The sequence below is a fragment of the Streptomyces sp. TRM70350 genome (assembly GCF_019219825.1).
Lineage (GTDB): Bacteria > Actinomycetota > Actinomycetes > Streptomycetales > Streptomycetaceae > Streptomyces.
Window position 1 is genome coordinate 1 of the sequence record NZ_JAHUXH010000139.1, and the last position, 327, is coordinate 327.

General features: G+C 68.2%; 1 protein-coding gene. It reads right to left on the reverse strand.

Translation table 11 applies throughout. The annotated features are described in order from the left end of the window. Positions 1-162 precede the first annotated feature (162 nt). Positions 163-327 (reverse strand): transposase (locus KWI83_RS37935; protein ID WP_218518908.1); only part of this gene is annotated, 165 nt, incomplete at its 5' end.

Sequence of the window (327 nt, forward strand, 5' to 3'; positions counted from 1 at the left end):
CCTCGATCTTTCGTGATGGTCCGCCGGCGGAGTCGGCGGACCGTTCCGCTTTCTGTGGCTGATGGCGGACAGGCCGAGGGCCCGAGTGTCGTCTCGGGTGGACGCCGGGTTCCACTGCTCTGGACTGGAACGCTCTCTCGCAGGGACAGGTGGATCGGCTGGTCAGCCCGGATTCGGCAGCAGCTTGAGCCGTTCCAGAGCGGTGGTGATCTCAACTGTCCAGGGCCAGTGACGGGCGAGGCGGAGGAGGCGGCGCCGGCCAGTGGTGACGAGCTGGGCGGCTGCGGAGAACAGGCGGAATCGCAGACGCCGCGGTTCCCAGAGCCT